The sequence below is a fragment of the Nonomuraea sp. NPDC048901 genome (assembly GCF_040649695.1).
GTDB lineage: Bacteria > Actinomycetota > Actinomycetes > Streptosporangiales > Streptosporangiaceae > Nonomuraea.
Genome location: NZ_JBEZFW010000012.1, coordinates 49902 through 71989 on the forward strand (window position 1 = coordinate 49902; position 22088 = coordinate 71989).

General features: G+C 70.0%; 20 protein-coding genes. 10 read left to right on the forward strand and 10 right to left on the reverse strand.

All coding sequences use genetic code 11. From position 1 onward, the window contains the following. Positions 1 to 25: 25 nt before the first annotated feature. The 3 genes from AB0C30_RS35770 to AB0C30_RS35780 form a co-directional block, all read right to left on the reverse strand. Positions 26 to 844, reverse strand: coding sequence for an SAM-dependent methyltransferase (locus AB0C30_RS35770; protein ID WP_357952575.1), 819 nt, complete (start codon positions 842 to 844; stop codon positions 26 to 28). Positions 845 to 921: 77 nt separating this feature from the next. Further along, positions 922 to 2262, reverse strand: a complete 1341-nt coding sequence (locus AB0C30_RS35775) for a HAMP domain-containing sensor histidine kinase (RefSeq protein WP_357952576.1) — start codon at positions 2260 to 2262, stop codon at positions 922 to 924. A 79-nt stretch (positions 2263 to 2341) separates the two neighbouring features. Continuing rightward, entirely contained in the window at positions 2342 to 3829 is a 1488-nt protein-coding gene (locus AB0C30_RS35780; protein WP_357952577.1) for a glycoside hydrolase family 13 protein, read from the reverse strand. 267 nt (positions 3830 to 4096) lie between these two features. Between AB0C30_RS35780 and AB0C30_RS35785 the strand changes: the two genes are divergently transcribed. Genes AB0C30_RS35785 through AB0C30_RS35805 form a run of 5 tightly spaced genes read left to right on the forward strand, consistent with a single transcriptional unit; the run spans position 4097 to position 10875 of the window. Next, positions 4097 to 5380, forward strand: coding sequence for a maltose ABC transporter substrate-binding protein (locus AB0C30_RS35785; protein ID WP_357952578.1), 1284 nt, complete (start codon positions 4097 to 4099; stop codon positions 5378 to 5380). Between the two features lie 4 nt (positions 5381 to 5384). Beyond that, the gene (locus tag AB0C30_RS35790; protein ID WP_357952579.1) at positions 5385 to 6953 is read left to right on the forward strand and encodes an ABC transporter permease subunit; all 1569 of its coding nucleotides are present in this window, start codon (positions 5385 to 5387) and stop codon (positions 6951 to 6953) included. Beyond that, positions 6950 to 7789 carry a sugar ABC transporter permease gene (locus tag AB0C30_RS35795; protein ID WP_357952580.1) on the forward strand — a complete coding sequence of 280 codons (840 nt, stop codon included), beginning with the start codon at positions 6950 to 6952 and terminating at the stop codon, positions 7787 to 7789. Before AB0C30_RS35790 ends, AB0C30_RS35795 begins: the two co-directional genes overlap by 4 nt. Before the next feature lie 6 nt (positions 7790 to 7795). After that, positions 7796 to 9571 carry a glycoside hydrolase family 13 protein gene (locus AB0C30_RS35800; RefSeq protein ID WP_357952581.1) on the forward strand — a complete coding sequence of 592 codons (1776 nt, stop codon included), beginning with the start codon at positions 7796 to 7798 and terminating at the stop codon, positions 9569 to 9571. Between the two features lie 59 nt (positions 9572 to 9630). Then, positions 9631 to 10875, forward strand: coding sequence for a right-handed parallel beta-helix repeat-containing protein (locus tag AB0C30_RS35805; protein WP_357952582.1), 1245 nt, complete (start codon positions 9631 to 9633; stop codon positions 10873 to 10875). 8 nt (positions 10876 to 10883) lie between these two features. Here the strand turns inward: AB0C30_RS35805 and AB0C30_RS35810 are convergent, their stop codons facing one another. Together AB0C30_RS35810 and AB0C30_RS35815 are read right to left on the reverse strand one after the other, a co-directional pair. After that, entirely contained in the window at positions 10884 to 12002 is a 1119-nt protein-coding gene (locus AB0C30_RS35810; RefSeq protein WP_357952583.1) for a hypothetical protein, read from the reverse strand. Then, positions 11999 to 12499 carry a SigE family RNA polymerase sigma factor gene (locus AB0C30_RS35815; protein WP_357952584.1) on the reverse strand — a complete coding sequence of 167 codons (501 nt, stop codon included), beginning with the start codon at positions 12497 to 12499 and terminating at the stop codon, positions 11999 to 12001. Before AB0C30_RS35815 ends, AB0C30_RS35810 begins: the two co-directional genes overlap by 4 nt. Before the next feature lie 145 nt (positions 12500 to 12644). Between AB0C30_RS35815 and AB0C30_RS35820 the strand changes: the two genes are divergently transcribed. After that, entirely contained in the window at positions 12645 to 14360 is a 1716-nt protein-coding gene (locus AB0C30_RS35820; protein ID WP_357952585.1) for a family 43 glycosylhydrolase, read from the forward strand. A 22-nt stretch (positions 14361 to 14382) separates the two neighbouring features. After that, positions 14383 to 14532, forward strand: a complete 150-nt coding sequence (locus AB0C30_RS35825) for a helix-turn-helix domain-containing protein (protein ID WP_357952867.1) — start codon at positions 14383 to 14385, stop codon at positions 14530 to 14532. A gap of 45 nt (positions 14533 to 14577) precedes the next feature. On the opposite strand, the gene tnpA is transcribed toward AB0C30_RS35825, so the two are convergent. Continuing rightward, positions 14578 to 15006 carry an IS200/IS605 family transposase gene (gene tnpA, locus AB0C30_RS35830; protein ID WP_357952586.1) on the reverse strand — a complete coding sequence of 143 codons (429 nt, stop codon included), beginning with the start codon at positions 15004 to 15006 and terminating at the stop codon, positions 14578 to 14580. Between the two features lie 23 nt (positions 15007 to 15029). Between tnpA and AB0C30_RS35835 the strand changes: the two genes are divergently transcribed. Continuing rightward, positions 15030 to 16343 carry a transposase gene (locus AB0C30_RS35835; RefSeq protein WP_357952587.1) on the forward strand — a complete coding sequence of 438 codons (1314 nt, stop codon included), beginning with the start codon at positions 15030 to 15032 and terminating at the stop codon, positions 16341 to 16343. Positions 16344 to 16464: 121 nt separating this feature from the next. Here the strand turns inward: AB0C30_RS35835 and AB0C30_RS35840 are convergent, their stop codons facing one another. Then, positions 16465 to 17478, reverse strand: a complete 1014-nt coding sequence (locus tag AB0C30_RS35840) for a LacI family DNA-binding transcriptional regulator (RefSeq protein WP_357952588.1) — start codon at positions 17476 to 17478, stop codon at positions 16465 to 16467. Positions 17479 to 17633: 155 nt separating this feature from the next. Further along, positions 17634 to 18158 (reverse strand): hypothetical protein, encoded by a 525-nt coding sequence (locus AB0C30_RS35845; RefSeq protein ID WP_357952589.1) that lies wholly within the window; start codon positions 18156 to 18158, stop codon positions 17634 to 17636. 98 nt (positions 18159 to 18256) lie between these two features. Here AB0C30_RS35845 and AB0C30_RS35850 point away from each other — a divergent pair, with 98 nt between their 5' ends. Beyond that, positions 18257 to 19033 carry a TetR/AcrR family transcriptional regulator gene (locus AB0C30_RS35850; protein ID WP_357952590.1) on the forward strand — a complete coding sequence of 259 codons (777 nt, stop codon included), beginning with the start codon at positions 18257 to 18259 and terminating at the stop codon, positions 19031 to 19033. Positions 19034 to 19065: 32 nt separating this feature from the next. Here the strand turns inward: AB0C30_RS35850 and AB0C30_RS35855 are convergent, their stop codons facing one another. After that, positions 19066 to 19737, reverse strand: a complete 672-nt coding sequence (locus tag AB0C30_RS35855) for a class I SAM-dependent methyltransferase (protein WP_357952591.1) — start codon at positions 19735 to 19737, stop codon at positions 19066 to 19068. Between the two features lie 68 nt (positions 19738 to 19805). On the opposite strand from AB0C30_RS35855, the gene AB0C30_RS35860 reads away from it, so the two are divergent. After that, a complete protein-coding gene (locus tag AB0C30_RS35860; protein ID WP_357952592.1) occupies positions 19806 to 20783 on the forward strand; it encodes an aldo/keto reductase in 978 nt (325 codons plus the stop codon). 131 nt (positions 20784 to 20914) lie between these two features. Here AB0C30_RS35860 and AB0C30_RS35865 read toward each other — a convergent pair whose 3' ends face one another. Then, positions 20915 to 22063 (reverse strand): FAD-dependent oxidoreductase, encoded by a 1149-nt coding sequence (locus AB0C30_RS35865; protein WP_357952593.1) that lies wholly within the window; start codon positions 22061 to 22063, stop codon positions 20915 to 20917. Positions 22064 to 22088: the final 25 nt, after the last annotated feature.

Consider the following 22088-nt stretch of genomic DNA (forward strand, 5'->3'; position numbering starts at 1 on the left):
AAGCTCTGCTCCGTCGTCAGACGGGTCAGAGCTTGCGGCCGATGCCCGCGTAGCCCATCCGCGCCATCTCGTCGTCGAGGAAGATCGTCTCCTGTGGGTCGTTGAACGGCCAGCCGACCTCCGGCCCCAGGCCGCTGGCCAGCCCCGGCGGGATCAGCTCGAAGTCACCGAAGAACCGGGCGATCTCCGCGCCGGGGCGCGGGCAGAACGGCGAGTTGGCCTTCTGGTAGAACTCAACGATCTTGGCCACCCGCTCCGGCACGACGTCGTTGCCGACATGGGAGATGGCCAGGTAGCTGCCCGGCGCCAGCGCGTCCCGGTAGGCGGCCACGAACTCCTGCGGGCGGTCCTCGTCGGGCACCAGGTGCAGGAAGAACATCATGAGCACCGCGACCGGCTGGTCGAAGTCCAGCACCGACAGCACCTCGGGATGCTGCAGGAGCTTCTCCGGCTCGCGGCCGTCGCCCAGCACCATGGCGACCTTCTTCGGGTCGGCCAGCAGGGCGCGGCCATGCGCGGCGACCACGGGGTCGTTGTCGACGTAGACGATGCGCGCGTCCGGCGCGAACCGGTGGGCGACCTCGTGCACGTTCTCCGCGGCCGGGAGGCCGGAGCCGAGATCGAGGAACTGGGTGATGCCCTGACGGCACAGGTATTCGACCACTCGCCCGATGAACTTGCGGTTCTGCCTCGTGCCCTCTCTGACCTCGGGTAGGACGCTCATCACCAGTTCGGCGAGATCCCGGTCGGCCTTGAAGTTGTCCTTGCCACCGAGAAAGTAGTCGTACATCCGCGACGCATTGGGGATGTGCGGGTCCACACCTTGCGGCGCTTGTTCCGTCATGTGCCCATGATCTCGGACAAACAATCAGGAAATCCACCGTTTCATGTCACAAGGTGACTAACGGGAGGTGGATCGTGTCACACGGCAGGCAGCCTCAGGACGAAGCGGGCGCCGCCGCGACACTCCTCGACGTGGATCTCGCCGCGATGCGCCACCGCCACGTCGCGCGCGATGGCCAGGCCCAGGCCGGTGCCGCCGGAGTCGCGGCTGCGGGCCGCGTCCAGGCGGGTGAAGCGCTCGAAGATGGACTCGCGGTCGGCCCGCGCGATCTCCACGCCGTCGTTCTCCACGGCCAGTACGGCCATGTCCCCGTCCCTGGTGACCGCCACCTTGACGATGCTCTCGGCATGGCGCTGGGCGTTGTCCAGCAGGTTCGTCAGCACCCGGGCCAGTTGCAGGCGTACCCCCTCCACCACCACGCCCTCGTCCAGCATCAGCTTGACGGGCAGCCGGTCATTGCGGGTTGACAGCTCGTCGCGGACCAGGACGGCGAGATCCACCCGCTCCTTCACCACGTCCACGCGGGAGCCGATCCTGGCCAGCAGCAGCAGGTCGGTGATGATCGCTTCGAGCCGGTCGGTGTCGCGCAGCGCGCTGTCCACCAGCGCGATGAAGTCGGTGTCCTCGGGGTAGAGCTGGGCGCTCTCCAGCTGCGCGCGCAGCCCGGCGATGGGGGTACGCAGCTCGTGCGAGGCGTCGGAGGCGAACCGGCGCTGCTGGTACGCCGAGCGTTCCAGGCGGGCCAGCGTGCCGTTGACGGACCTGGCGAGCTGGGCGACCTCGTCCTTGCCCGGCGGCTGGCTCACCCGGCTGCTCAGGTCGCTGGCGTTGACCGCGTCGAGCTCGGCCCGCATCGCGCCCACCGGCCGCAGCGCCCGGCCCATGACCAGCCAGGTCGTCCAGGTGGCCAGCGCGATGAGCACGAGGATCTCGGTGAGCACGACGGCCTCCAGAATCCTCGTGTCCAGCAGGCCGGGGGTGGTGCGCCCGGCGTACACGACGTTCGAGGTCGGGGACGGCGACGTGCGGACGGCCGTCAGGTGGACGCACTGCCTCGGCAGGCAGTGCGTGGTGCTGATGACCCGGTTGTCCGCGGTGGGCCAGACGTCGCTGAGCGGCGGCAGGTTGCGGGCCGCGTCGCTGGTCGCCACCACCTGACCGGTCGGCGTGACGACCTGGATCAGGTCGACGGAGGGGTCGATCAGCGGCATCGCCGCGCCCAGCGGGAGGTCGCCCACGCGCCACTCGGCCGCCACCTGCTCGGCGGTGTCCCTGGTCTGCTTCCACACGTTCGCCTCGACCACGGACCTGGCCACGAGGATCGTGCCGGTCCCCACGGGAATCAGCACAGCGGTAGCCACCGCGGCCGCCACCAGCGTGATGCGGCCGCGGAGAGAACTCGCCCATAGGCGTGACATCAAATCGAGGCTACTAACGGCATTTACCCCGATATGTCGGACAAGGGGAAAGTTTGTCCCATTCTCCAACAGCCCCGTGTCAGTGCTGGAGCCACACCGTGGTGTCGGGCGGCAGGGTGCCGTCCGCGGTGAGCGGGCCGCTCGACAGCAGCACCTCGCCGGTCACCTCCACCGGCTGGTCACTGGTGTTCAGCATGACGACCAGGCCGGGCGAGCGCTCGATGGCCAGCACGTCCTTGGGCGAGTCGAGCCAGGTCAGCGTGCCGCCGCCGAGTGCCGGGTGGGCCTTGCGCAGGCGCAGCGCGGTCCGGTAGAGGTTCAGCGTGGAGCCGGGGTCGTCGTGCTGGGCCTCGACCGACAGCGCCGCCCACGAGGCGGGGATCGGCAGCCACGGGTCCCGCCAGCCGAGGCCGGGGGCGGTGGTCCACGGGATCGGCACCCGGCAGCCGTCGCGGCTCTCGCCGCTGCGCAGGAACGCCGGGTCCTGCCGCAGCTCGTCGGGCAGGTCGAGCACCTCGGGCAGGCCGAGCTCCTCGCCGTTGTAGAGGTAGGCCGAGCCGGGCAGCGCCAGCATCAGCAGCGTGGCCGCCTTGGCCCTGGCCAGGCCGCCGTGGCGGGTGACGTGCCGGGGCTTGTCGTGGTTGGACAGTACCCAGGTGGTCGGCGCGCCCACCAATTCCGCCTCGGCCAGCGCCTTCTCGATGACCGCGCGGAAGGACTTGGCGTGGAAGTCGGCCAGCAGGAAGTCGAAGTTGAACGCCTGGTGCAGCTCGTCGGGGCCGACGTAGCGGGCCAGCCGCTCGGGGGAGGACACCCACGCCTCGGCGACGGCCATCCGCCCGCCGGGGTAGGAGTCGAGGATCGGCCGCCACTCGCGGTAGATCTCGTGCACGCCGTCCTGGTCGAAGTACGGCACGCGCTCGTCGCCGAGCATCTCGGCCTGGCGGCCCTCCTTGGGCCCCACGTCGGGCAGCCCGGCGGCCTTGACCATGCCGTGCGCCACGTCGACGCGGAAGCCGTCCACCCCGCGCTCCAGCCAGAACCGCAGGATGTCGCGGAACTCGGCCCGCACCTCCGGGTTGTCCCAGTTGAGGTCGGGCTGTTCGGGCGCGAACAGGTGCAGATACCACTGCCCGTCGGCCACCTGGGTCCAGGCGGGGCCGCCGAAGATGGACTCCCAGTCGTTGGGCTCGTCCCGGAAGATGTAGCGGTCGCGCAGCCCTGCCTGGAACCACGGGTGCCGGTCGGAGGAGTGGTTCGGCACCAGGTCCACGATCACCCTAATGCCCCGCTCGTGCGCGTCGGCGATCAGCCCGTCGAGGTCGGCCAGCGTGCCGAACATCGGATCCACGTCGCGGTAGTCGGCCACGTCGTAACCGCCGTCGGCCATCGGCGAGGTGTAGAAGGGGCTCAGCCAGATGGCGTCCACGCCCAGCTCGGCGAGGTAGTCCAGGCGTTCGCGCACGCCCGGCAGGTCTCCCATGCCGTCGCCGTTCGCGTCGGCGAAGCTGCGTGGGTAGACCTGGTACACGACGGCGTCCCGCCACCAGTCGTCGTTGCCGAGCATGGGGGTCCTTCCGGGGTTTGTCCGTGATGTCTGGTGCAGGATGGCCTGCATGGTTCAGTGGGGTCAAGTGTAAGTTGCGGAAAGTTGCAGATGGGGCCCCACTTCTCCGCCGCGTTCGGTTGGCGAGGTCAAGGGAGTATCCAGCGGGTCTGGATCGGGTAACGCTCTTTCGCAAGTTCTTCCAAATTTTGCAAAGAGTCGCTAACGTCCCGGAAACATAAGCCGCGAAAGCGGTCAATTGCTCCCTCCGTGACCTCAGGAGGTCCCATGCGCAAGCGAGCCCTGGGTGTGGCCGCTCTCACGTCCCTGGCATTAGCCGCCACGGCCTGCGGCGGTTCTCAGCCCGGCACCCCCTCCGCCGCCCCCAGCGGTTCCGCCGCCGCCTCCTCCTCGGCCCCCGCCGACAAGGGCAGCGGCAAGCTGGTGATCTGGGCCGACCCCAACCGGGTCAAGGCGCTCAAGCCCTTCGCCGAGCAGTTCGGCACCGAGAACGGCGTGACCGTCGAGGTGAAGGAGATCAGCAAGGACAACCAGCAGACCTTCCTCACCGCCTCCCAGCAGGGCAGCGGCCCGGACATCATGGTCGGCGCGCACGACTGGATCGGCAACCTGGTGCAGAACGGTGCCATCGACCCGGTCAACCTCACCGACGCGCAGAAGGCGGCGTTCCCGGAGATCGCCATCAAGGCGGTCACCTTCAACGGGCAGGTGATGGCCGCGCCGTACGCGGTGGAGAACATCGCGCTGATCCGCAACACCAAGCTCGCGCCCGAGGCCCCCGCGACGCTCGAGGACATGGTCAAGAAGGGCAAGGAGCTCAAGGCGGCGGGCAAGGTCAAGGAGGTGCTCTGCCTGCCGGTGGCGCAGAAGGGCGACGCCTTCCACGTCTACCCGATCTTCGCGGCGGGCGGCGGCTCGCTGTTCGGCACCACCGCCTCCGGCGACCCTGACCCGAAGAAGGTGCTGCTCGGCTCGCCCGACTCGGTCAAGGCGTTCGGCAAGCTGAAGGAGCTGGGGGAGAAGGGTGACGGCGCGCTCAAGACGTCCATCACCAACGAGAACTACATCGCCAGCTTCGCCGGCGGCAAGTGCGCGTTCCTGATCTCCGGACCCTGGGCCATGGGCGATGTGAAGAAGGGCGGCATCAGCTACGACATCACGCCCGTCCCGTCGTTCAAGGACGGCAAGCCCGCCACCCCGTTCGTCGGCGTCCAGTCGTTCTTCGTGGCCTCCAAGGGCAAGAGCAAGACCCTGGCGCAGGAGTTCGTCGCCAACTACGTGACCAACAAGGACGTGGCCAAGGCCCTGTACGCGGCCGACCCGCGGCCCCCGGCGCTGACCGAGGCATTGCAGGAGGTCGGCGCGACCGACCCCGACGCGGGCAAGTTCATGGACGCGGGCAAGAACGGTATGCCGATGCCGGCCATCCCCGAGATGCAGGCCGTCTGGGAGCCGTTCGGCATCGCCGAGGCGGCGGTGGTCAAGGGCGGCGACGCGGCCAAGGCCGCCGAGGCCGCGCAGAAGGCCATCGACAGCTCCCTCAAGAACTGACGTCATGTCCCTGGACGTGCGTGCGGCCGCGGGATCCCATGCTCCCCCGCGGCCCCGCCGCGAGATCACCACGGCGTTCCTGGTCAGCAGAGTCGTGGTGCTCGCGGTGGCGGCGGCGCTCCTGGTGTACGCGGCGCCGCCCCTGATCGCCGCCGGGTCGTGGCCCGCCCTGGCGGTCCTCGGCCTGGCCACCGCGGCCATCGCCTACCTCTACCTGACCCGCCGCTTCATCCCGGCCAAGTACCTGATCCCCGGCACCGTCTTCCTGATCGCCTTCCAGGTGTTCCCGGTCCTCTACACGGTCAGCACGGCGTTCACGAACTTCGGCGACGGCCACCGCGGCGACAAGCAGGCCGCCATCACGGCGATCGAGACCGGCTCCGTACGCCAGGCGCCCGGCTCACCCGAGTACAGCCTGACCACGGCGCTCAAGGGCGACCGGCTGGTCTTCCTCCTCGTGGACCCGAAGACCAAGCAGGTCCAGGCCGGCGACCCGGCCGGGCTCGCGCCGGTGACCGGTGCCGAGGTGGGCGTGACGGGCAAGGTGCTGCGGGCGCCCGGCTTCACCGTGCTGACGGCACCGCAGGCGGCGGCCAGGGCGCAGCAGATCGCGGCGCTGGCCGTACCGACCCGCGGCGGCCTGATCAAGGCGAACGGCCTGAGCCGCGCGGTCGAGGGCCGCTCGGCGCTGGTCTATGACGCGCGCTGCGACTGCGTCCAGGGCGAGGGCGACCGATGGAAGGCCGACGAGGGGCAGGGTTACTTCGTCAACGCCGCGGGCGCGCACCTCGCGCAGGGCTGGCAGGTGAGCGTCGGCTTCGCGAACTTCACCCGCGTCCTGACGAATCCCACGATCTCCGGATATTTCATCGGGGTCTTCGGATGGAACGTGGTGTTCGCCCTGGTATCCGTGGCGGCCACGTTCGCGCTCGGCATGGCCGTGGCGCTCGCGCTGCACCATCCGCGCATGCGCGGCACCCGCTTCTACCGGATCGCGCTGATCCTGCCGTACGCGATGCCCGCCTTCGCGATGCTGCTGGTCTGGCGGGACATGTTCAACCGCGACTTCGGGCTGATCAACCAGCTGTTCGGGCTGGACGTCGACTGGATGGGGCAGCCGTCCACCGCCAGGTTCGCGGTCATTCTGGTCAACCTCTGGCTGGGCTTTCCATACATGTTCCTGGTGACCACGGGCGCGCTGCAGGCCATCCCCCGCGAGCTGACCGAGGCGGCCTCCATCGACGGGGCGACGCCGTGGCAGGGCTTCCGCAAGGTGACGCTGCCGCTGCTGCTGGTGGCGCTGACGCCGCTGCTGATCTCGTCGTTCGCCTACAACTTCAACAACTTCAACGCGATCGCCCTCACCAGCGAGGGCGGCCCGTTCCCGGCGGAGAGCCCGCAGGTGGGGGCCACCGACCTGCTGATCACCTACACCTTCCGGCTGGCGTTCGGCACCTACGGCGCCCAGTTCGGCTTCGCCGCCTCGATCTCGGTGTTCATCTTCGCGATCGTGGCGATCATCTCCGCGGTGGCCTTCCGCCGGACCCGCAGACAGGAGGAGGTCTACGCATGAGACTCGCGTTGCGGCACGTGTTCGTGCTGGTGGTGTGCGCGTTCGCGGTCTTTCCGATCCTGTTCGTGGTCTCCGCCGCGATCAACCCGCTGGGCACGCTGGCCTCCACCGACCTGCTGCCGACCGGGGCCAGCCTCGGGAACTTCGCCGACCTGTTCACCTCCGACCGGTATCCGTTCGCCAGGTGGTTCATCAACTCGGTGTTCGTCGCGCTGACGTCGTCGTTCGCCAGTCTGCTGCTGTCGATGTTCGCCGCCTACGCCTTCAGCCGGATGCGCTTCCGGGGGCGCCGGGTCGGGCTGCTGGCGCTGCTGCTCATCCAGATGTTCCCGCAGTTCCTGGCCATCGTGACGATCTTCATGATCTTCACCAAGGTGACCGAGCTCTATCCCGCGTTCGGCTTCAACACCGTGTGGGGGCTCATGCTGCTCTACCTGGGCGGCGCGCTGGGCGTGAACACGTGGCTGATGAAGGGCTTTCTCGACACCGTCCCCAAGGAGCTCGACGAGGCGGCCACGGTCGACGGCGCCACGCACGCGCAGATCTTCTGGCGGCTCATCATGCCGCTGGTCACGCCGATCCTCGCGGTCACCGCGCTGCTGGCCTTCATCGGCACGATGAGCGAGTTCATCATGGCCAACGTCTTCCTGCGCGATCCGGAGAGCAAGACGCTGGCCGTGGGCATGTACGGGATGATCGCGGGGGACCAGCGCAACGCCAACTTCGGCATGTTCGCCGCGGCCACGCTGCTCACCGCCGTCCCCACGGTCGGCGTGTTCCTGTGGTTGCAGAAGTACATCGTCTCCGGGCTCACGGCCGGGGCCGTCAAGGGATAGGTCTCATTGCGCTTCCTCGGCGAGCCGCATCACGACGGCTCCGCTCTGTACGTCTCCACCCAGGCGCCGGCGCCCGGCTCGACGGTGACGGTCCGGCTGCGGGCGCCGCTGTCGGCCGGGATCACCGGTGTGCACGTCCGTACGGTCCGCGACGGCGAACCCCGCTTCACCGCCGCCTCACCCGACACCCCCGGCTCCGTTGGCGGGTACGGCGAGACGGACATCTGGTGGCGCGCGGACCTCGTCGCCGCCAACCCGGTCACCCCCTACCGCTTCCTCCTGCACACCGAGGGCGGCCAGGCGTGGCTGACCGCGGCCGGGCTCGTCACGCACGATGTCACCGACGCCACCGACTTCCGGCTGGTCTGCCACGAGACGCCGCCCCCGTGGCTGGCCGACGCGATCGTCTACCAGATCTTCCCTGACCGTTTCGCCAGGTCCAGGCCGATGCGGGAGCTGCCGGACTGGGCGCTGCCGCGCGACTGGGACCGCGACCCGGTCATCCCCTCGGGCCCCGGCACGTCCCAGCAGTTCTACGGCGGCGACCTCGACGGCATCGTCCAGCGTCTTGACCACGTCCAGGCGCTCGGCGCGGACACCGTCTACCTGACACCGATCTTCCCGGCCCGCTCCAACCACCGCTACGACGCCGCCGACTTCGACCGCGTCGACCCGCTGCTCGGCGGCGACGAGGCGCTGCACCGGCTCGCCGACGCGCTGCACGCGCGCGGCATGCGGCTGATCGGCGACATCACCACGAACCACTGCGGCCGGACGCACCCCTGGTTCACCGCCGCGATGTCCGACGCGGGCGCGCCGGAGCGGGAGATGTTCTACTTCGACCCCGCCACCGGCGACTACGAGTCCTGGTACGGCGTCAAGTCGCTGCCCAAGCTCAACTGGGGCGGCGACCTGGTGCGGGCGCGGATACCGGCCGTACTGAAGAAGTGGCTGGGCCCGCTCGACGGCTGGCGCGTCGACGTCGCGAACATGACCGGCAGGCACGGCCGCGACGACCACAACCACGAGATCGCCGCCCTGCTGCGGCGCGCGATCGGGCCCGGCGCGGCGCTCATCGCCGAGCACTGCCATGACGCCTCGCCCGACCTGGACCGCGACGGCTGGCACGGCACAATGAACTACGGCGGCTTCACCCGGCCGGTGTGGGCCTGGCTGCGCTCGCCCGACCTGGAGCTGGCGAACTTCCTCGGCGTGCCCGGCGGGGTGCCGTCGCGTGACGGGCTCCAGACGTACGCGACGTTCCGCGCCTTCGCCTCCCACCTGTCGTGGCGCTCGCAGGCGCACTCATGGCAACTGCTCGACTCGCACGACTCGCCGCGCATCCGCACCGTGACCGGCTCGGCGGAGCGCCACCTCGTCGCGCTCGGGCTGCAGGCCACGCTGCCGGGCACGCCGATGGTGTTCGCGGGCAGCGAGTTCGGGCTGACGGGGGTCAACGGCGAGCACGCGCGTACCCCCATGCCCTGGGACCGGCCCGCCGATCAGGACCTCGCGACGCTGGCCGCCTACCGGGAGCTGCTCGGTCTGCGCCGGGCCGAGCCCGCGCTGCGCCACGGCGGGCTGCGGTGGCTGCACGCCGACGCCGACTGCCTGGTCTTTCTCCGGGAGAGCGCCGAGGAGTCGCTGCTGGTGTGCGCGCGCAGGGCGCCGGGCCAGGCCATTCCCCTTCCCATGCGGGCGGCAGGGGTTTATAACGCTTCTGACACCGATGTGTTGCCGGGTGATGGCCCTTCGCTGCGTGTCTGGCGCCTCGCGCGGTGACGCGCTAGCGTGGGCGGCCCCCCATCGTTCAGATTTAAACTAGATAGTGGTGTGTTCGCATGAGGTTGCTCTCCGTGGCCGTCATCGCCTCGCTCGCGCCCGCCCTCCCGGCCTCGGCCCTGGCCCGCGCGGGCACCACCTACTACGTCGATTCGCGGACGGGCGACGACTCGGCTGCCGGGACCAGCGCCACCAAACCCTGGAAATCCCTCGAGAAGATCGGCGCCGCCGACCTCAAACCCGGCGACGCGGTCAGCGTCAAACGCGGCAGCAAGTGGACGGGCACCCTCACCCTGAGCGCCAAGGGCACGGCGGCCAAACCCATCGTCATCCAGCCGTACGGGACCGGCCCCATGGCGAAGATCTCCGGCATGGACGGCAACTGCGTCGTCGTGACCGGCAACCACTGGCGCATCAGCGGCCTGCGCGCCTCCGGCTGCCAATGGGCGGGGTTCGAGCTGAGCGGCGACGGCAACGAGCTCGTCGGCGTACGGGCCGACCGCAACATCGCCGGAGTGCTGGTCACCCCCAGCGGCTCCCGCAACGTCATCAGGGACAGCACGCTGACCTCCAACGCCCGGATGAGCGTGAACGACTCCGAGCCCGACAACGACTCCGGGGCGTTCGGCATCCTGCTGAACGGCGACGACAACACGGTGACGGGCAGCACCATCACCGGCAGCTACGCGCCGAGTAACGACTATGGCTTCGACGGGGCGGCGATCGAGATCTTCGACGGCGACCGCAACCTGATCACGCACAACACCGCCCGCGACAACGAGACGTTCACCGAGCTCGGCGCCCGCAAGGGGAAGACGGCCGCCGGGAACGTGTTCGCCTTCAACGTGGTCACCTCCTCGCGCAAGCATGGATCGTTCCTGATCACCCGTGGCCCCCAGCACATCGTCGGCCCGGTGACGGGGACCATCGCGGTGCACAACTCGGTCTACCTGCCCGCGCGCGAGACGATCGGCTGGTCCTGCCACGGCGGGTGCTCGCCGTCGATACTCAAGCTGCGCAACAACGCGATCTCGGTCGGCGGTGAGGCCGGGTACGAGGACGGGAAGGGCGCCGACGACGCGGGCGGCGTGTACAAGGGGCGGACGTACGCCTTCAAACTGGGGCCCAAGTCGGTGAAGGCGGACCCCCGCTTCGTCTCCCGTACTGACCTGCACCTACGGCCCGGTTCGCCGGCGCTGGGCCGGGGCGTCCGGCTCGGTGCCGCGTGGTTCGGCCGGGCGTCGGGCGGCACGGACATCGCGGGCCTGCCCGCCGCCCCGAACGCCGGCGCCTTTCAGCGCTGAAACCCTGTTCAGCGCTTTTCTTGGGTCTGCTGCCAGATCTCCACGCCCGCGTCGTCGTAGCCGATGATCTGGAAGCGTTCGTAGATGATGCTGCGGGCGCGATCGTGCGTCCCGGCGAACAAGCGGATGCCGAGGTTCCACGGGTCCGGCCGGGTGACGGCCGACAGGGAACGGCCGTCGCCGAAGAGCAGGGTGACCCGGGCGGTCTTCGCGCTGGCGATGCCCAGCCAGCGCTTGTCGTGCTCGGCCAGCTCCACGGGGTACTTCTTGCCGCCCATGTCGGTCATCAGGCGGTCGGGATCGACGAGATTCATGACGACGGTCTGTCCGTTCAGCTTCCAGAGCAGCGTCTCGCCGGGCACCTTGTAGAGACCTACGGACAGACCTCCCGGCATCCGCACGGCCGGGCCGACCGGCTGGGCCTTTTCCTCGGGGAAGATGGCGGGCTCGTTCTTGATCCGTGCCACGATCTGGCCCTTGGCATCCGTGAACTCGAACGCCGTCACCGTCTCGCTCGTGGGCGCGGACACGGTCCAGATGCCCTGGGGAGCGCCCTTCGGCCGGTGGATCGTCCCGGTCACCCGGTCGCCGCCCTCGATCAGGGCGGTCACGCGGGCGACCTCGGGCCGCGCGGTGCCGAAGAACATCACCACGCCCGTGGACGGATAGGGGAACGAGTCGGTCGAACTCTGCTTGGTGGCCTTCCGGTCGTCGAGCGGCTTGCCGCACCCTTGCGTCGTGACGCCGGTCCTGCTCTCGTAGGACTGGCAGAGGAACGTGCCCGTCTTACCCTTGGCGTACCAGAGAGTCAGGGGCCGCTCCTCGGACGGGTTGTCGATCAGCAGACGGTCGCCCATCGGAGTCTTGCCCTCCATGACGTCCCAGCTGCGGCGTGGGTCGATGGTGCCGGTGGCGACGTCGCCACCCTGCTGCCCGCCGGTGGCCGTCAGCGTGACCGGCAGGGCCACGGCGGTGACGGCCAGTGCCACGACGAGGGCCTGCCGGCGCGTCCTGCGCCGCCGCGACCGCGACACGACCTCCGCACGCAGCCCGAAAGGCGCCTTCGGCGCATGCTCGGCGGCGTGGCCGAGGGTCGAACGCAGGTGGGATTCCAACTGGTCGGTCATGCGGGGCTCCCGTCGATCGCTGAGGGGTGGGGCACGGTGGAACGGAGCTTGGCCAGGCCGAGCGACGCGTGACTGCGCACGGTCCCCCGGGAGATGCCGAGGACGCCGGCGATCTCCTCGTCGGCGAGGTCCTCGTAGTAGCGCAGGACCAGTACGGCCCGCTGCTTGCGCGGCAGGCCGGCGAGCGCCTGCCACAGGTCCTGCTCGATGCCGGAGGGCAGCACGTCGAGCTGGGCGGTCTCGGGCAGCGCCCAGTCGAGCCGCTCGCGCCTGCGCAGCCGCCAGACGCTGATGTGCAACCTGGCCATGATCATCCTGGTGTAGCTCTCGGGAGCCTGCTTCTGGCGCACCCGTGGCCAGGCCCGGTGCAGCCGGATCAGCGCCTCCTGGGTGAGGTCGGCCGCGTCGTGCGGGTTGCCGCTGAGCAGGTATCCGTAGCGCAGCAGGGCATCGGCCCGTTCCGCGACGAAGTCCCCGAAGCGCGAAATTTCATCCAATGGCCTATGCCTTTCCTTGGTCCGTCACGGCATAGACGGGCCGAGGGGCCGAACCGTTGAATCGGATCTGGATCGGAGCGGCGACGGAGGGCGTGCCAGAATAGCGGGGAAACGTTTTCTCAGCTGGCTGCGGGAGCTTGGACACATGGCAGACGAACCGGCCGGGCGGCTCACGTACCGCAACCCCGTGCTCAACGCCGACTGGCCCGATCCGGACGTCATCCGCGTCGGTGAGACCTACTACCTGGTCACGTCGAGCTTCAACCGCGCCCCCGGCCTGCCTGTCCTGCGCTCGCCCGACCTGTTGCGCTGGGAGCTGATCGGCCGCGCGCTGCCCGCCGTGCCACCGGCGGAGCACTTCACGGTGCCCCGGCACGGCGGCGGGGCGTGGGCGCCCTCCATCAGGCATCACGACGGCCTGTTCTGGATCTTCTACCCCGACCCCGATCACGGGGTTCATGTGCTGACGGCGACGGATCCGGCTGGGCCGTGGTCGGCGCCCCACCTCCTGCTCCCCGGCCCTGGGGTGATCGACCCCTGCCCCCTTTGGGACGACGACGGGCGCGCCTGGCTGGTGTTCGGGTGGGCGAAGAGCCGCAGCGGCATCAGCAACCGGCTGTCGCTGGTGGAGATGACGCCGGACGCCCGCGAGATCATCGGCACACCCGTCACCGTCATCGACGGGGACGCCCTGCCCGGCTACTCGACGCTGGAGGGGCCCAAGGTCTACAAGCGCGACGGCTGGTACTGGATCTTCGCCCCGGCCGGGGGTGTCGCGACCGGCTGGCAGTCGGTGTTCCGGTCACGGTCGCTGGCGGGCCCGTACGAGGACCGCGTCGTCCTGGAGCAGGGCGACACGCCGGTCAACGGGCCGCACCAGGGGGCCTGGGTCACCACACCGGAGGGCGAGGACTGGTTCCTGCACTTCCAGGACCGTGGCGTGTTCGGCAGGGTGGTCCACCTGCAGCCGATGCGGTGGGGGGACGACGGGTGGCCGGTGATGGGAGTGGACGGACATCCCGTCCTGGAACACCCGGCCCCGGCGCGCGCCTCGGCGGCGGTCCTTCACTCGGCACCCGCGCTGGGACCGCACCCGGCTCCGGCCCGTGCTTCGGCGCTGGACCTTCGCCCGGCCTCGGCTCGTGCTTCGGCGCTGGACCCTCGCCCGGCTCCGGCTCGTGCTTCGGCGCTGGACCCTCGCCCGGCCGGTTCCGGGCAGGTGGAGCCGGGGCGGGACGACGACTTCCGGGCGGGGGAGCTGGGGCCGCAGTGGCACTGGCAGGCGAATCCGGCTCCCGGCCTGCTGCGTCTGGACGGCGACGGTCACGCGAGACTGCGCGCGGTGCCCAACGACGAGGGCAACCTGCGGAACCTGCCACAGGTGCTCGGCCAGCAGGTGCCCGGTGTGGCCGCGCGGTTCACCACCACACTCCAGCTGGCGGCGGATGAGCCGGGGACCAGGGCCGGAGTGGTCGTGCTAGGCGCCTCTTACGCGTACGTGGGATTGGCGCGCGACCGTGACGGGCTCAGCGTCGAGGTCCGGACGTACCAGGACGGTGATGAGGGCGAGGTGACACGGTTCAGCGCACGGCTGCCCGACGAGACCGCGATCGTCGGGCTACGGATCGACTCCGACGGCGCGGGGGTCTGCGTGCTGCGCTTCCGCCACCGCGGTGGCAACGGCGGCGCTGATGAGAGTGGCGCTGGTGACGGCTGGGTCACCGGATTCGAGGGGTTCCAGGCGGAGCAGGGACGGTGGATCTCGGCGGAACTCGGCCTGTTCGCGGCCGCCCCGCCCGGTTCGCCCGGCGAGGGCACGGCCGTCTTCGGCCCGGTGACCATCCATCCCCGCGCGCGTTGACAGCAGCTCCGGCTTCGCCGAGCTGGAACGCCGCGGGTTCTTCCTGGTCAAGCAGGCACCCGAAACGGCGGCCGCCGCACTCGGAGTCAGCCGCTTCACCATTTACCAGAATGTGGGCCAGTGCTCCGGCGTTTACACCGGGGGTGAAGGCCCACGCGGGAGTGCCCGCTAGGGCGCGAGCGTGCCCTGACCTTTCAGGTTTTGTCGGCAGTTTCGCTCACACCGGTCGTTTCTGCTGCTCGATGTACTGCTTGAGCACGGTGAGCGGCGCCCCGCCGACCGACCCGGCGAAGTAGGAACCAGACCAGAAATGTCCGCCCCAGAGGTATGTGCGGACGTGTGCGCTGTATTCCTTACGAAGGATCCGGGCCGAGACCCCTTTCAGCGAGTTGACGAGTTTGGACAGGGCGACCTTGGGCGGGTAGTGGACCAGCAGGTGGACGTGGTCGTGCTCGCCGTTGAACTCGCGCAGTTCGACCTCGAAGTCGGCGCATACCTCGCGCATGAGTTCCTCGCAGCGAATCAGCATCTCGTCGGTGAACACCCCACGCCGGTACTTTGTCACGAACACCAAATGGGCATGAAGGTTGTGGACGACATATCGTCCCCTTCTCACGTCGGGGTTCGGATTCCATCGTGGTGACATAAACCAAACGATATGATCAGTGCGTGGAGCAGGTGAAGCGGACTCGTGCGCACGTGGCGCGACTCGACCTCAGCCCAGCCCAGGAGGCCGCTTTGGACGGTCAAGCCCACACCGCGCGTGCCGTGTGGAACCTGCTCCATGAGTTCACCACCTTCCGCCAGGCCCGCCTCGCCTCCTTGAAGGAGTGCGACGCGGCGATTCGGCAGGCCCGCCACGAGATCGCGTGGATGGGGCAGCTGCCCGCTCAGGCCGCGCAAGCCGTGCTGAAGACCTACTGGCAGGCGTGGGCGAACTTCTTCAACCCCGACCACCCGGCCGAGCGGCCGACGTTCAAGGCCCGGTTCGGGTGCCGGATGGCCGTGGATATCCCCCAGGCCCGCGACTTGCGGATCACCCGGATCAACCGCAGGTGGGGTGCGGTGAACCTGCCCAAACTCGGGCGGGTGAGGTTCCGGTGGACGAAAGACCTGCCCGGCGTCACCAAGGGCGCACCCTGCGGGAGGATCACCGGGGCTCGCCTGGTGAAACAAGCCTACGGGTGGAACATCGTCTTCCGCATCGAGCTGCTCGTTGCCGCTCCCGTGCCGCACACCGGGCCGAAGGTCGGCATGGACCGGGGCATCGCGGTCGCCCTGGCTCTGTCCAACGGGGAGCATCTTCGGCATGGTCCGTGGCTCAGTAGCGGGCAGCGTGAGCGGCTGTTGCGTCTGGAGCGCAAAAGCGCCCGTCAGCGTGCCAGCCGCAGGAAAGGTGCCCCGGTCTCCAATCGGGAACGCCGGACCTATGACCAGATCGCCCGGCTTCGCGCGACAGCCAAGCGCCGAGCCGTCGACTGGCAGCATCAGAGCACGACCGACCTCGCGCGGCGGTTCAGTGGGATCGTGGTCGAAGACCTGAACATCACCGCCATGATGGCCTCGGCGTCCGGGACGGTGCGGCAGCCGGGGCGGGGCGTCGCCCAGAAGCGGGGCCTGAACCGCTCGATCGCGGGTGAGGCGTGGGGCCGGACGGTGGAGTTGCTGACCTACAAGGCCGCCGACCGTGGCGGTCTGGTCGCCACGGTCGACCCGCGCGGCACCAGCCAAGAGTGCCACCGCTGCCACACCACCACGAAAGGATCACGCGAGACGCAGTCGCGGTTCGCGTGCAAGAACCCGGCGTGCGGATGGATCGGCAACGCCGACACCAACGCCGCCCGAAACCTGCTTCATCGGTACAACTCTGCCGCCGGACGGGCGGTCACAGGACGTGGAGACTCCGCGATAGCGGGGCCTGTGAAGCGTCAAGCATCCTGTCCCACAGTCTCGCCCGCACCCGCGCTGCGAGCTGCTGCGTAAGCAGCACAGGAACCCTCCACATCTATTTATGTGGAGGAGCACATCAAAACTACCTCAACGAGCTGAACGGCTCCGCTGAGCAATCCGCTTGACGGCCGGACACGCCCGTCGGCACGGCGCATCAAAGGCCGGGGACGGGACCCGTGCTGCCACGCACTTCGATGCGGGGACGGAAGCTGAGATCGTGATCCGGCGTGTCACCGTTGAGCAGCGCGTGCAGCCGCTTCCACGCCTCCTCGCCCAGCTCGACGACCGGCACCGACGCCGTGGTCAGCGGCGGCGTCGTGTACTTCGCGAACGGGATGTCGTCGAACCCGGTCAGCGACAACTGCTCCGGCACCCGTACGCCCCGCTCGTTCAGCGCGCTGAGCAGCCCCATCGCCACCAGGTCGTTGAACCCGAGCACGCCGGTCGCCCCCGACGCGAGCACCGCGTCCGCCACGTCGTGCCCGCGCTCGAACGTGACCCCGCACGGAATGCCGAGCACGTCGGCGTCGGGATGCTCGGCTCGGAACCGGGCGAGCCCGGTCCGCCGCTGGGTGTTGGAGACGCTGTCGGGATTGCCCTCCAGGTAGGCGATCCGGCGGTGCCCGAGCTGATAGAGGTGCCGGGCGAGCGGCTGGATGCCCGCCTCGTAGTCGGCGGTGAGGGTCGGCGCCGGGACGTACGGGCTCTCGCGGTTGATCAGGACGACCGGCGCCAGCTCGGGCAGCAGGACCCTGAGCTTGTCCTCCGGCATCCTGGGCGCGCAGAGCACGATCGCGTCGCAGCAGCGGCGCGTCTCCAGCGCCAGGATGCCCTCCTCATCGGCCGTTTCGAGGGAGTCCGCCACCAGTACGTGGTAGCCGTCCCTGGCGGCGGCGCGGGTCAGGCCGCGCAGCACGCTCTGGAACGTCGGATTCTCCAGGTCCGGCACCAGGATGGCGACGCGCTGCGTGCGGCCCAGTACGAGCGAACGGGCCAGCGGGCTGGCCGAGTAGTGCAACTCGCTCGCCACGGCGCGAACCCGCTCGGCGATCGCCGGATCCACGTGCGCGTTGCCGTTCATCACCCGGGACACCGTGGAGATGGAGACCCCGGCCTGCTTGGCGACGGCGGTGATGGTCGCCGGCCTGCCGCTCGCGCCCCTGGCCATGCGCCGTCCTTTGTGTGACTCGCTGGAGGTGGCTCGGGAATGCCGCCGAGAAAACCCTTTCAAGCGATGATATCCACAGCCGGGGAGGGGAATCCGTCGCCGCGTCCTGATCACGTTTCACACGCGCATCCACGCCTCAGCCCATCTGACGACAATCAGACGATCGCCTCCAGCCCTGCGACAACACCTCCGCTCAGCAAGCCGACGACCAGGATCAATGGGCTGCCTTTGAGCGCCGCCACGGCGTGGAAGCGCAGGTCCCTGTACTCCCGCATGCCCTCGGTGCCCGGTAGCACCATCAGGCGGGGGCGTAGTCCGGCGAAGACGATCCAGTCGAGCACCACCAGGTCGTACACCGACAGGGTGAGGAACATGAGCGCCCCCGCCACGGCGGCCGGGCCGAAGCCCAGGTCCGTGCCGAGGTCCGCGCGCAGGCGGAGCATCGCCGCGACCGTGAGGGGCACGCAGCAAACTCCCCAGAAGAGCACTCCCACCCAGACCGCCACCCGGCGGCCGCGCGCGCTCTTGGGTTTGGCGTAACGCTCCTGGATGGCCGGCGGGTAGTCGTCCAGCAGGAAGTCCCGGCTGACGAACGCCCCGGCGAAGATCGCCACGGTGAAGAGCACGCTCATCACCAGCCCGAATCCCACTCCGTATTCGACGACCAGGGACCACCGCATGCCGTTTCCTCCTTGGTAAGGGTCGCCTAAGTGTGGCGGGGGAGGCGGCTTAAAGTCAACGGTGTGTGAAGTTCAAGGGATCCGGCTAGCATGGCTCGGTGCCCGCCCGCCGCCGACGCCCCGAAGTCCGTATGGGCAGGCCCACCCTGACCAAGGAACGGATCGCCCGCGCCGCGCTGCGCGTTCTCGGCCGGGGCGGTCCCACGGAGCTGACCATGCGCAACGTCGCCGCCGAGCTCCAGGTCTCGCCGCGCGCCCTGTACAACTACGTGAGCGACCGTGACGACCTGCTGCGCGAGGTGCTGGCGATCTGCCACGCCGACCGCCCCGAACCGCGCCTGGATCCCGGGCGGTGGCGCGAGAGCCTGCGCGACTACTGCCTCGACCTGCGGTCCTGGTATCGGGCCCACCCCGGCCTGCTGGCGCTCGCCCACGCCGAGAACCTCACCCACCTGGCCACCCCCGGCCTGCTCGACGCCGACGACGCGCTGGTGGGCTTCTTCCTTGCGCTCGGGCTGAGCTCGCAGAACGCCTACCGAGCCTGGACGATCACCGTGCTCCAGGTGGCCGGGTTCGCCGAGATCTGGGACACCTGGCACGACCGCCCACCCGCTGGGCTGCTCCCCGCCGCCGTGGCGACGGCACCGCCCGCCGAGGGCCGGCCACACCTGGGGCGGATCGGCGAGGAGGCCGTGGTGGAGCCGCCGGACGTGCTGTTCGAGTCGGTGGTGGTCATGCTGACTGCCGGTATCGAAGGGGCCCTTCTCCGCCCGGCCTCGGGAGGCGCCGACGCCCCGGTCTCGGGAGGCGTTGGCGCTCCGGCCTCGGGGGGCGCTGGCGCCTCGGCCCCGGGAGGCGCCGATGCTCCGGCCTGAGCGTCGGCCGATCCGTCCGGCTGTACGTCGGGTCAGCTGTACGTCGTGGCGCCGCCGGTGTGGCAGCTGATCTCCATGCCGTCCTCCACCGGGAAGGCGACGCTGACGTATCCGTTGGCCGGATCGCGCACATAGTCCAGATAGTCGGCCATGGAGGCGAAGGTGACGTCGTCGGCCACCACCAGCGCGCCCGGCGCCAACCGGGGCTCCAGTAGCCGGAGCACCGGCACGCTCAGCTCCTTCCACCCGTCCAGCAGCACCAGGCCGATCGGTCCTGGCACGTCGGCGAGGGTGTCCAGGGCGTTGCCGGGCAGGATCGTCACCACGTCGCCGAGACCGGCCTCGTCCAGGTTCGCGCGGGCGGTGGCGACCTTGGTCGCGCTCATCTCGGTGCCGTACACCCGGCCCGTCCCGTTGTCGGTGACCGCGGCGGCGAGGTACACCGTGGAGATCCCGAACGAGGTGCCGAACTCCACGACGGTCTCCGGGCGGGCGGCCCGCACCAGCGTGTAGAGGAGGTCGCCGCCCCGAGCGGAGACCGGCATGTACACGGCCGCCAAGGCGTCGGCGCGCTCCTGCGCGGTGGCCGTCTCCAGGGAACCGCCGGGGAGCGGCCCGTGAGGCGCGTCGTCGTCGAGCGCCGCGGCGGCGAACAGCCGGTCGAGCACGGTACGGACCAGCGGAGAGTGCAGAGTGTTTGCCATGGCCCGTAGATTAGACTCACCGTTGCGTCTTGTCTATCGGGAAGGTGTGTGCCCTTACGATCGGGAATGTGGAGAAGCGTGAGCTGGGCAGGACGGGCAGACAGGTCGGCGTGGTCGGCCTCGGGGCATGGCAGCTGGGCGCCGACTGGGGCGCGGTCGGAGAGGATGACGCGCTGGCGACGCTGCACGGCGCCGTCGACGCCGGGGTGACGTTCATCGACACCGCCGACGTGTACGGCGACGGGCGCAGCGAGCGGATCGTCGGGCAGTTGATCAAGGAACGCCCCGGCCTGACGGTGGCCACCAAGATGGGGCGCCGGGTGCCGCAGGAGGTGTCGGCCTACACCCTGGACAACTTCCGGGCCTGGAACGACCGATCCCGGAAGAACCTCGGCGTGGACACCCTCGACCTGGTGCAGCTCCACTGCCCGCCGACTCCGGTCTATTCGGACCAGGCGGTCTACGACGCGCTCGACACCATGGTCGAGGAGGGCAGGATCGCCGCCTACGGCGTGAGCGTCGAGACCTGCGCCGAGGCGCTGACCGCGATCGCGCGGCCGAACGTCGCCACCGTGCAGATCATTCTCAACGCCTTCCGGCTGAAGCCGCTGGAGGAGGTGCTGCCGGCGGCCGCCGCGGCCGGGGTCGGGATCATCGCCCGGGTCCCGCTGGCCAGCGGTCTGCTGTCAGGCCGGTACGACGAGCACACCCGCTTCTCCGACGACGACCACCGCGCCTACAACCGGCACGGGGAGGCGTTCGACGTCGGTGAGACGTTCTCGGGCGTCGACTACGACACCGGGCTGCGGGCCGTGGCGAGGCTCAAGCCGCTGGTGCCGGAGGGGATGACGACCGCCCAGTTCGCGCTGCGGTGGATCATCGACCAGCCCGGCGTCAGCGTGGTCATCCCCGGAGCCCGCGACGCGCGGCAGGCCGGCGCCAACGCCGCCGCGGCCGGGCTCCCCGCGCTCACGGAGGAGACCCGGGCGGCGGTCACCGCCGTCTACGACGAGCTGATCCGCCCGCAGGTCCACGACCGCTGGTAAGCAAGCCGCCACTGGTAAGAAGCCGGACCCGAGAAGCGCTAGCTGGGGCGCACCCGCCTGGGGAGCACCCGCCCGGGAGCGCGGGCAAGGGAAGCGCGGGCCCGGGGAGTGAGCGCCGTTTCCGGGCCGGGTTACTGCTGGCCGGGCCGGCGGGCCGGGGTCGGGGCGGGCCCGGCCGTGCCGTCCGTGAAGCGGCCCGGCCGGAACGTCGCCAGCAGCGCCGACTCCTCCCCGAACAGCTCGCCCGCCACCTCCTCCATCAGCAGCGGCGCCAGCGTGATTCCGCTGTGCGTGGCCACCGTGTACACCCGCCGCCCCGCGTCCGCGAACCCGGCCACGGTCAGCCCGTCGCCGGGCATCGCCCGGCGGCCCACGACGGCGCGCTCCACCGTCGCGCCCTCGGTGCCCCGCAGCACGTTCGGCAGCAGCCCCATGATCTCGTCCAGGACCGCGCCCGGCACGTCGGCCGCCGGGTCGTTCGCCCGGTCGTCCAGGTGCAGGGAGTGCAGCAGCAGCCGCCCGCCGCCGTCGGGCCGCAGGTTGAGCCCGGTGGTGGTGAGGAACCGGGACAGCCGCGCCGGCACCGGCGAGGTGGTGACCAGGAATCCGTTGGTGACCCGACCGGACACCGCCGGATCCAGCATCGGGACGGTCAACCCGGCCAGCGCCGCGACCCCTTGCGTCCAGCGCCCGGCGCAGGTGACGACCACGTCGCAGACGAACGTACGCCCGTCGGCCAGCGTCACTTTCGCGCCCGCCGCCGTCGTGTCGATGGCGGTGACCTCGGCCCCGCACTCGACCGTGGCGCCCCGGTCCCGCGCCTCGCCGAGCAGCCGCCCGAGCAGCCGCAGCGCGTCGACGTATCCCTCGCCGGGGAAGAACGCGTACTCGGTGCCGGTGGGCGGCGGCACCAGGTCGGGTTCCAGGGCCAGAGCCCGGCGGGCGGTCACCCGCTCCACCGGGTAGCCCAGGCCGACCAGCCGCTCCACCCGGGCCGCCAGCAGCTCCTTGTGCTCGGCGCTCACCGCGTACTCGAGCATGCCCGTGGGGAAGAACCAGTCGCCCGCGAGCTGGTGGTGCGCCCACACGGCGGCGTGGTTCAGGGCGAAGTACGCCTTGGGCGTCTTGTTGTTGGCGTTGACCCACGCCATGGAGGTGGACGTCGTACCGGATCCCGGCGTACGTGCCTCCAGGACTGTGACCTGCGCGCCGCGCCGGGTGAGCCCGGCCGCGACGGCGGATCCGACCACCCCCGCACCGATGACGACGACTCGCACCATGACTCCTCTCGGTGGGGGGGACGGC